This window comes from Streptomyces himastatinicus ATCC 53653 (assembly GCF_000158915.1).
Taxonomy (GTDB): domain Bacteria; phylum Actinomycetota; class Actinomycetes; order Streptomycetales; family Streptomycetaceae; genus Streptomyces; species Streptomyces himastatinicus.
The window spans coordinates 4,344,338-4,353,436 of record NZ_GG657754.1 but is presented as its reverse complement, the minus strand read 5'-3'; the positions used below and the strand labels follow the sequence as shown (position 1 = coordinate 4,353,436).

Genomic DNA, 9,099 nt, shown 5'->3' with positions numbered 1-9,099 from the left:
CTGGCGGCGACCGTCGCCCCGTACCGGCTCGGCGGTGAGCGGATCCGCCGGGCGGCGCGCTCCGCGCGGAAGCTGGCCGCCTTCGAGGGCGCCCCGCTGGGCCCGGACCATCTGCGGCGCGCGGCCCGGCAGCACTCCGCCTCCGGTCTGGAGAACCACGCCCGACGCATCCGGCCCGATGTCGGCTGGGGCGATCTGGTGCTGCCCGCCGAGCCGCTCGGCCAGCTGCGCGAGCTGTCCCTGCGCGCCCGCTACCGCGACCGGGTGCTCGGCGACTGGCGGCTGAGCGCGGGCGGCGGCCGGGGCCGTGGTGTCCTGGCACTGTTCGCCGGGGAGTCCGGCACCGGCAAGACCATGTCCGCCGAGGTGGTGGCTGCCGATCTGGGCCTGGACCTGTATGTCGTCCAGCTGTCCTCGGTGGTCGACAAGTACGTGGGCGAGACCGAGAAGAACCTGGAGCGCATCTTCACCGAGGCCGACCGTACGGACGCGGTGCTGCTCTTCGACGAGGCGGACGCGGTGTTCGGCAAGCGCTCCGAGGTCAACGACTCCCATGACCGCTACGCCAACCTGGAGAGCGCGTACCTCCTCCAGCGGCTGGAGGCGTTCGACGGCATCGCCCTGCTCACCACCAACCTGCGGGCGAACATCGACGACGCCTTCACGCGGCGGCTGGACACGGTGGTCGACTTCCCGTTCCCCGACGCCGGTCAGCGGCTCGCCCTGTGGCGGCACAGCCTGGCCCATGTGCCCTGCGAGGACGGTATCGACCCGGGCCCGTGCGCCCGCGACTTCGAGCTGGCGGGCGGCTCCATCCGCAGCGCGGTGGTGACCGCGGCGTATGCGGCGGCCGGCCGTGGCGAGCCGGTGACCGGCGCGGATCTGCTGGCCGGGGCGCGGCGGGAGTACCGGAAGGCGGGCCGCCTGGTGCTGGACGAGGTCAGCTGGTGAGCGGCCCGCGCCTGCCTCAAGGCTGCTGGGCGTCCGGCTTGACGATGAACCACGTCTGGTCGTCGTCGTCCGAGCAGTCGAAGAGGGTGAGGTTGGTGCCGTCCGCCTTGTCCTCGCCCTTGGCGGCGTAACCGGCGACGTCCAGGCAGAGGTTGCTGCTGGCGTAGTTGTGGATCCAGTGGATCCCGTTGGTGTTCGGCCGCTTCTCCACCCACCACAGCTGGTTGTCGTCCATCTTGCGGGTGCAGGCCGCCTCCGAGATCGGCGAGGTGGCGGGCTGCGGGCCGGTCTCGGGCAGGTCCAGGCAGAGTCCGTCCATGGTGTTGCGGATCTGGACCAGGTTGGCGTTGTTCGGCCCCTTGCCCTCGAACACCGTTTCCAGGTCCCACAGCTGCCCGTTGTTGGCGCCGTCGCAGGGGAACTGGGCGGCTCGTTCCCCCGCCTTGCCGCCAGGCTCCTTCGGGGCGGCGCACTTCTGCGTGGTTCCGTTCCGCAGCAGGACGCCCGCGAACGGGTCGACCGGCTTCGGCTTGGGCTTGTCGCCCCCGCCGCCGCCACCGCCCCCGGCGCCGTTCCCGTCGCCGTCCCCGCCGGGCTGCTGCGTCGGCTCGTCCGCCGGTTTCGAAGCGGCCGGGGGCTTGGGAGCCGAGGGTTCCGGGGTCGGCACCGAGGAGGCGGCGGCCTCCTCGGTCCGGTCCTGGGCGCGGGTGTTGACCGGTGGTTTGTACGAGATCCAGATCATGACGAAGGCGATGGTCAGCGCGACCAGCACGCTGAAGAGCACGCCCAGCCAGCGCGGCATCATCCCCGGCTGCTCGTAGGTGCCCTGCACCGGCAGCGGTTCGGCGCCGGAGCGCTGCACGGCCAGGGTGAAGGGGCGGGTTTCCTTGGCCCCGGCCCAGATGGTCTGGCGCGGCTTGAGGGTGGTCTTGATGAACGCGGCCCGGCCGGGCTCGATCTGGACGTTGGCCGGGTGGATGTCGTACGAGAGCTGGTCGCCGTTGTCGCTGCCGCTGATGGACGCGGTGAGCTTGACGTTGCCGAAGTTGTCCACGGCGAGCTTGGGGCGCCCCCGGAACCGGCCCTTGACCGTCTGCGGCACGAGTTCGGCCCGTACCTCGCTGAACGGGGTGACGGTGACGTTGCCCTCGGGGACGGTGGTGGCCTCCGGGTGCTCGGTCGGGATGATCTGCACCCCGTACGCGTGCGGCCCGGCGGCCGCGTCCGGCGTGCGCGGTGGGGCGAAGGTCAGCTCCACCGTGCCGGTCGTCCCCGGGTACAGCCGGAGCGTCTGCGGCTCCACGGTCGTCCATGGGGACAGGGCGCCGACGGGTACGAAGCGGTACTCGTCGACGACGTCGCCGGTGTTGCGCAGCCGCAGCCGCACGGTGGCCGAGCCGCCGGGGTCCACGGTGGTCGAGGCAGGTTCCAGAGAGGTCCAAAGGCTCACCAAATGACGCTAAGGCGGACGCCCGCCCGCTGTCGCAGGCGTCGGGGCACGTTCCGTTGCCTGAAGGCACCGCCGCGTTGCCCTGCCGGGCGGCCGTCGGCCCCGGCAGCCGCCGCTGCCCCCACGGTTACCCCTAGGGCTGCCCCGAAGCCTCTACCGGCATGCCCGCGGGGCGTGTTAGCCAAAGGGAGCGGACGTACCGGATCAAGGAGGCGGCGAACCCGATGCACGCAGCACGAAAGCCGGATCACGACCATTCCTCCGACCGGTCCAGGTCCCCGGTCCGCCCCGCCCCGGACCGCGCCACGGCGAAACCGGACGTCCCAGCGGGCCCCGGCAGCTCGATGACGCAGGGGCAGATGATCGCCCTCCAGCGCTCCGTGGGCAACCTCGCGGCGAGCAAGGTGATGGCGCAGGCGACCGTGACCGTCCAGCGGACGGGAGAGCCGAGCGCGACCGCGGCCGCCGCCGAACAGCCCGCCAAGGACGCCAAGGACGTCAAGGGCAAGGAGGTGATCTACCGGCTGAGCCGGTCGATCGAAAGCCGCGCCGTCGAGAGCAAGCTGAAGCCGAACGTCTGGGCGCCGGGCACGTGGTATCCGGAGAAGCTGATGCTGGAGGGGAAGATGCGCCTGAGGCGCACCCTGGACCGGCGGGTGATCGCCGGTGAGGTGTTCACCGCGCAGGACTTGGCGGACATCGAGGCGCTCACCACGGTCAACCCCACGTGGCTGAAGGACGTGGGCATCGGCACGATCGCGGATGCCAAGGCGTACACCACCAAGGGCAACTACAAGGACTGGCTGAACCTCCCCGCGGGCAAGCGCGTCCTCACCGCGACCCTGGCCTACAACGCCCATCTGAAGGGCGCGCCCGTCCCGGACGCTCCGGACTACACGCTCGGCCGGTTCTTCAACACCCAGGGGAGCAACCTCACGGACGACCAGAAGCAGCCCCTGCTGGACGAGCGCGACGAGCAGATCCGGCAGACCGCCGTCCGCACGCTGCACCCGGCCGCGATTCCGCCCCAGGACATGCACGCCGACGCGAACAAGGCGTCGGTCACCCAGCACCAGGCGAAGGCCGACAAGGCCCGCGACGTCTTCACCAACGTCCTTCTCGTCCTCCAGCACGGACTGAAGATCTACGACAAGGAGCAGAAGCAGCACATCGACTACCGCGACGGCGACGTCGTCCGGGCCCTCGCGCACGGCGGCCGGGTCAACATCCGCATCCCGGCGCTGAGCGCAGGGGAGTCGGCCGCGTCCCTGACGGATTTCCTGGGTGTCACCGACAAGGGCAAGCCCGCACAGTTCGTCGAGGAGCGGCCCTACGCCACGCACGGCATGGACATCGAGAAGAACAAGGGCGGCAAGCGGGGCAAGTTCGAGGAGACGAGCGGGGGCCTCGTCTCCGTCGGGAACCGCATCAAGCCGGGTGGTCCGGACATGTGGGGCATGGACGTGCCCGGCGGCGGCTTCGGCTCGAAGGACTGGAACGGCGATGTTGTCCTGCCGACCGGATCGCACGGGCACATGCTGCTGGTCTTCACCGCGCCGACCAAGGAGAAGGACGGCTCCCTGCTGGTCGGCATCGAGACGGTCGGGCCCGACAAGCCCAGCCCGGTCGGTTACAAGCACGACTTCCGGTCCACCGAGGCCACGTCCAACCCCGAGACGGTCCTGCACGGACACAAGCGCGACAAGATCGGCTCCGGTGGGACGGCCAAGAACGAGCGCTACGTGGACCTCAAGGAGCTGGGGAAGGCGCAGGGAGGCGGAGACTGGCGCGCGTTCCTGGATGGCATCAAGCAGGGCTGGTACGCCGAGTTGAAGAAGACCCAGGACGGCTCCGACGAGCGGCAGGCCATGTACCACGAGCTCGTCGGCCCGCGGCAGAACTTCTACGGGCAGACGGACTGATCGGGACTGACCCGGGCTGATCCGGGTACGCGACATGCTTCGGACGCGACGGGGCCGGGGCCGAGGTCTGCCCGCCTGGCTCCGCCCATACCTTCGGGCACCGGCTCTGCCCCCTGGCAGGCCCCGAGGGACCTAGTCGCGCCATGGCGCCTCGGTCAAGGGTGGGAAGGTCCCACGTTCTTCCTCACTCTTACCCCGAGGAGCACAGCGCATGCCGTCGTATCTGTCGCCGGGCGTCTATGTCGAGGAGGTCGCCAGCGGCTCCCGCCCGATCGAGGGGGTGGGCACCTCGGTGGCCGCCTTCGTCGGGCTCGCTCCCACCGGGCCGTTGAACACTCCGACGCTGGTGACCAACTGGTCCCAGTACGTCGCCGCTTTCGGCGAGTTCACCGACGGGTACTACCTCGCGCAGTCCGTCTACGGGTTCTTCAACAACGGCGGCTCCGCCGCGTACGTCGTACGCATCGGCGGCGCGCCCGGCGGGGAGGATGCCGCGACCGCCGGCGCCCCGGCCGCCGTGGCGGGATTGGCCGCCCCGGCCCAGCTGCCCCCGGGCGCCCCCAGCGAGCTGGGCACGTTCTCCGTACGGGCCCTGACCCCCGGCGGCGCGCTCAGCGTCGAGGTGGCGGACCCGGAGGGCGAGGGCCCGGCCGAGCGGTTCAAGCTGATCGTCAAGGACGACGGCAGGGTCGCCGAGACCTTCGACGTGAGCGCGAAGAAGGGCAACCGCTCCTACGTCGTCACGCAGGTCAAGGAGCGCTCCAAGCTGATCACCGTCCAGGAGGCGGCCCCCGCGGGGCAGCTGGCCCGGCCGGAGAACCAGACCGTCGCCCTGGTCCGTCCCGCCCCCGCCGCCCCCCGCGCCCGCGGGTGCCCCGGCCGAGACGTCCGCCGCCCACCCCGGCCCCGCCGAGTACCTCGGCGACTCCGCCGACCGCACCGGCTTCGGCGGTCTGGAGGCGGTCGACGAGGTCTCGATGGTCGCCGTCCCCGACCTGATGGCCGCCTACCAGCGCGGCGCGATCGACCTGGAGGCGGTCAAGGCCGTCCAGCTCGGGCTGATCGCCCACTGCGAGCTGATGGGCGACCGCGTCGCCGTCATCGACCCGCCGCCCGGGCTCAACGCCCGTGACATCCGGGTCTGGCGCCAGGAGACCGCGGGCTACGACTCCAAGTACGCGGCCGTCTACTACCCCTGGATCAAGATCTTCGACCCGGCCAGCGGCCAGGGCCGCATGGTCCCGCCGAGCGGTCACGTCGCCGGTATCTGGGCGCGCAACGACTTCGAGCGCGGGGTGCACAAGGCGCCCGCCAACGAGGTCGTCCGCGGCGTGGTCGACCTGGAGAACCAGGTCACCCGCGGTGAGCAGGACCTGCTCAACCCGATCGGCGTCAACTGCATCCGCGCCTTCCCCGGCCGCGGCATCCGCATCTGGGGCGCCCGCACCCTCTCCTCCGACCCGGCCTGGCGCTACATCAACATCCGCCGGTACTTCAACTACCTGGAGGAGTCGATCCTGATCGGCACCCAGTGGGTGGTCTTCGAGCCCAACGACCACCAGCTGTGGGCCCGCATCCGGCGCAACGTGTCCGCGTTCCTGGTCAACGAGTGGCGCGCCGGCGCCCTGTTCGGCTCCAGCCCGGAGCAGGCCTTCTACGTCAAGTGCGACGAGGAGACCAACCCGCCGGAGTCGGTGGACGTGGGCCGGGTCGTGTGCGAGATCGGCATCGCGCCGGTCAAGCCCGCCGAGTTCGTGATCTTCCGGCTGGCCCAGTTCTCCAGCGGCAGCGGTGAGCTGGAGGAGTAGCGGCCGCCGTCCCCCCATCAACTTCCGTTCAGTCAGTAGCAGAAGGACAGACAGCGGTTCATGAGTCTCTCGCCCGGTGATTCCTTCACCTCACATAACTTCGGCATCCAGATCGACGGCGTCATGGTCGAGTACCTCCAAGAGGTCAGCGGCCTGAGCTTCGAACAGGACGTCATCGAGTACCAGCAGGTCTCCGCGCAGGGCAAGCCCAAGGTCAGCAAGATGCCGGGCGTGCAGAAGGCGGGTCAGTGCACGGTCGTGCGCGGCATGACCCCGTCCCCGGCGTTCACCCAGTGGATCCAGCAGTCCATCAAGGGCCAGATGTCCACGGCCCGCAAGAACGCCACGATCATGGTGATGGACTACGAGCTGAACCCGGTCAAGCGGTACAACCTGCGCAACGCCTGGTGCAGCAAGATCGACGCCAGCACCGTCAAGGCTGGTGAGGCGTCGGCGCTGACCGAGACCGTCACCATCACCTTCGAAGAACTGGAAATCGAGTAATGCGCCGCACGGCCGTCCGCGCGCCGGCAGCGGAAGCCGCCCCGCCGCCCGAGGCGGCCGTCGCGGCCCCTGCTCCGGTGCCGGACTCCGCGCCCGAACCGCAGCGGCTGCGGACCGAGTTCGAGTTCGAGCTGCCGCGCGGATACGTCGACGAGTCCGGCACCGTGCACCGCACCGGCACCATGCGCCTGGCGACCGCGCGGGACGAGCTGATCCCGCTGCGGGATGTGCGGGTGCAGGAGAACCCGGCCTATCTGTCGGTCGTGCTGCTCGGCCGGGTCATCACCCGGCTGGGCGGTCTTACCTCGGTGCACGACGGCGTGGTGGAGAACATGTTCGCCTCCGACCTCGCCTTCCTCCAGGACTTCTACCGGCAGGTCAACGCCGAGGGCCACACCCGGGCCGGGGTGACCTGCCCGCATTGCGAGCAGCCCTTCGAGGTGGAGCTCGGCGGGAGCCGCCTGGGGGAATCGTGACGTACGCGACCGACCGTCTCCACGAGGAGATCGCGTACATCGCCTACCACTTCCACTGGAGCCTGGAGGACATCCTGGACCTCGAACACGGCGACCGGCGGCGCTACGCGCGGGAGATCGCCTCTCTCGTCACCCGTGCCACGGAGGGGTTCGGAACTGCTGGCGCTTGACCGTGCGTGAGTGCGCTTCCGTAAGCACAAGTGAGCCTGTCGCCACCGGCCGAGACGTGCCTGCGGGCTTTGGATCGATAGGAACGGAAGTTTGTTCATCGAATGCGTGACCTCTACGGACAGGGGTCGTTGGACGGGGCGACAGGATTTTCGATGCCGGGTGGGGGTGAAGAGTTTGGGCGACGTGCGGGAGGTGGTGGCGCCGTTCGTGGTGCCCGGCCCAGCGGGGACGGCCATCCGGGCCCGGTTACGTGTGTCGGAGATCGATGCGGCCGTGCTGGCCGAGGTGGGGTTGTTCCTCGGTGGGCTGGCCGCAGGTGATCTCGCGGTGCTTTCCCGGCAGGGCCTGAAGCACGACAGTCAAACCTGGGCAGTACGCAAGCGGGAGCTCACGGGGGTCTCATCGGCGCGGTGGGCGGGGAGTATCACCAAGGCCACCCATGACCAGTGGGCCTTGGCCCGGCGCGGGCAGGCAGCCGAGATGGCGTGGCTGCGCAAGCAGATCGCGTCGATCGAGGCGCGGCTGGCGCGTCCGCTGGGGGCGAAGGCGGACAAGCGGGAAGGGCTGCCGCGCGGCTACGGTTCGCGGGCCGAGTGGCATGCCAAGTCCCGCCGCATGCAGGCGCTGCGAGCCCGGCTGGCGGGGGTGGGGGAGGACTGGGCGGCGGGCCGTGTGCGGGTGGTGCGCGGTGGGAAGAGACTCGCGCACCTGCGCCACCACTTGGACCAGGCCGGGCTGAGTGAGCAGGTGTGGCGGGAGCGGTGGCGAGCGGCGCGGATGTTCCTGACCGCGGACGGGGAGTCCGGCAAACGTCTGGGCAACGAAACAATCCGCGTCACCGCCACCGGACAGCTCTCGGTCAAAGTCCCCGCCACGCTGACCCGTCTGGCCAACGCACCACACGGCCGGTATGTGCTGGACGCGACCGTGTCGTTCCACCACCGGAGTGAGGAGTGGCGGGACCGCGTCACCGCGAACCGGGCGGTGGCCTACCGTATCCACCACGACCCAGTACGCGGTCGCTGGTATGTGACCGCCTCCTGGCAGCGCACCCCCGCCCCCGTCCTGCCCCTGGAGGCCGCGCTGGCCCGGGGTGTGGTTGCCGTCGACATGAACGATGATCACCTGGCCGCCTGGCGCCTGGACATCCACGGCAACCCGGTTGGTGAACCCCACCGTTTCTTCTACGGCCTGAGCGGTTCGTCCCAGCACCGGGACGCGCAGATCCGGCACGCGCTCACCAGGTTGCTGCACCACACCCGCGCCACCGGGGCGGGGGCGATCGCGGTCGAGGACCTGGACTTCACCGACGGCCGGTGCCGGGAGAAGTACGGCCGCAACAAGCGCTTCCGCCGCCTGATCTCCCGCTTCCCCACCGCGAAGCTGAAGGCGCGGCTGGTGGCGATGGCTGCCGAGCAGGACATCGCGATCGTCGCGGTCGACCCGGCCTATACCTCCCGGTGGGGCGCCCAGCACTGGCAGCAGCCCCTGAACAGCAGCAAGCGCAAGGTTTCCCGGCACGATGCGGCCAGCATCGCGATCGGGCGACGCGCCCTCGGACACCCGATCCGGCGACGGACGGCACCGCCCCACGACGACCAGAGGGATCGCCGTGGGCATCGGACCGTCCAGGCCCGACCGGACACCCGACGGCGTGAGGAACCCCGCCCCCGCCATCCCGGACCACGGACAAGAGCCGTGCCGCCCGGCAGCGGAGCGAAAGCGGGCGACCAGCGTGCCCAACACCGTTCGGAGCACGCGGCTGAGCAACAGTCCTGGACACAGGATTCAGTCCCGCTCAGTCTCGAGGAACGGTA

At 70.3% G+C, this 9,099-nt stretch carries 7 protein-coding genes and 1 pseudogene; 7 read left to right on the top strand and 1 reads right to left on the bottom strand.

The window, feature by feature from the left end:
- On the top strand, positions 1–951 hold a 951-nt coding region (locus tag SSOG_RS17955), incomplete at its 5' end, for an ATP-binding protein (RefSeq protein WP_039937969.1).
- Between the two features lie 16 nt (positions 952–967).
- Here the strand turns inward: SSOG_RS17955 and SSOG_RS17950 are convergent.
- On the bottom strand, positions 968–2,401 hold the full coding sequence (locus SSOG_RS17950; RefSeq protein ID WP_106516413.1) for an RICIN domain-containing protein: 1,434 nt from the start codon (positions 2,399–2,401) through the stop codon (positions 968–970).
- A gap of 224 nt (positions 2,402–2,625) precedes the next feature.
- On the opposite strand from SSOG_RS17950, the gene SSOG_RS56055 reads away from it, so the two are divergent.
- The 6 genes and pseudogenes from SSOG_RS56055 to SSOG_RS53630 all read left to right on the top strand — a co-directional run.
- On the top strand, positions 2,626–4,323 hold the full coding sequence (locus SSOG_RS56055; RefSeq protein WP_245606318.1) for a PE-PGRS family protein: 1,698 nt from the start codon (positions 2,626–2,628) through the stop codon (positions 4,321–4,323).
- Between the two features lie 211 nt (positions 4,324–4,534).
- A pseudogene (locus SSOG_RS17940) lies at positions 4,535–6,131 on the top strand (phage tail sheath family protein).
- A 60-nt stretch (positions 6,132–6,191) separates the two neighbouring features.
- Positions 6,192–6,635: a phage tail protein gene (locus SSOG_RS17935; protein WP_009715660.1), complete on the top strand. Its 444-nt coding sequence runs from the start codon at positions 6,192–6,194 to the stop codon at positions 6,633–6,635.
- Entirely contained in the window at positions 6,635–7,111 is a 477-nt protein-coding gene (locus tag SSOG_RS17930) for a hypothetical protein (protein WP_009715659.1), read from the top strand. The genes SSOG_RS17935 and SSOG_RS17930 overlap by 1 nt, the downstream gene beginning before the upstream one ends.
- Positions 7,108–7,281: a DUF6760 family protein gene (locus tag SSOG_RS53635; protein ID WP_086015793.1), complete on the top strand. Its 174-nt coding sequence runs from the start codon at positions 7,108–7,110 to the stop codon at positions 7,279–7,281. The genes SSOG_RS17930 and SSOG_RS53635 overlap by 4 nt, the downstream gene beginning before the upstream one ends.
- 175 nt (positions 7,282–7,456) lie before the next feature.
- On the top strand, positions 7,457–9,099 hold a 1,643-nt coding region (locus tag SSOG_RS53630; protein ID WP_208867358.1), incomplete at its 3' end, for a transposase.

Bases quoted from the DNA above. Each gene is read 5' to 3' on its own strand.
- SSOG_RS56055 (WP_245606318.1), top strand. From the start codon at position 2,626: ATGCACGCAGCACGAAAGCCGGATCACGACCATTCCTCCGACCGGTCC.
- SSOG_RS17935 (WP_009715660.1), top strand. From the start codon at position 6,192: ATGAGTCTCTCGCCCGGTGATTCCTTCACCTCACATAACTTCGGCATC.
- SSOG_RS17930 (WP_009715659.1), top strand. From the start codon at position 6,635: ATGCGCCGCACGGCCGTCCGCGCGCCGGCAGCGGAAGCCGCCCCGCCG.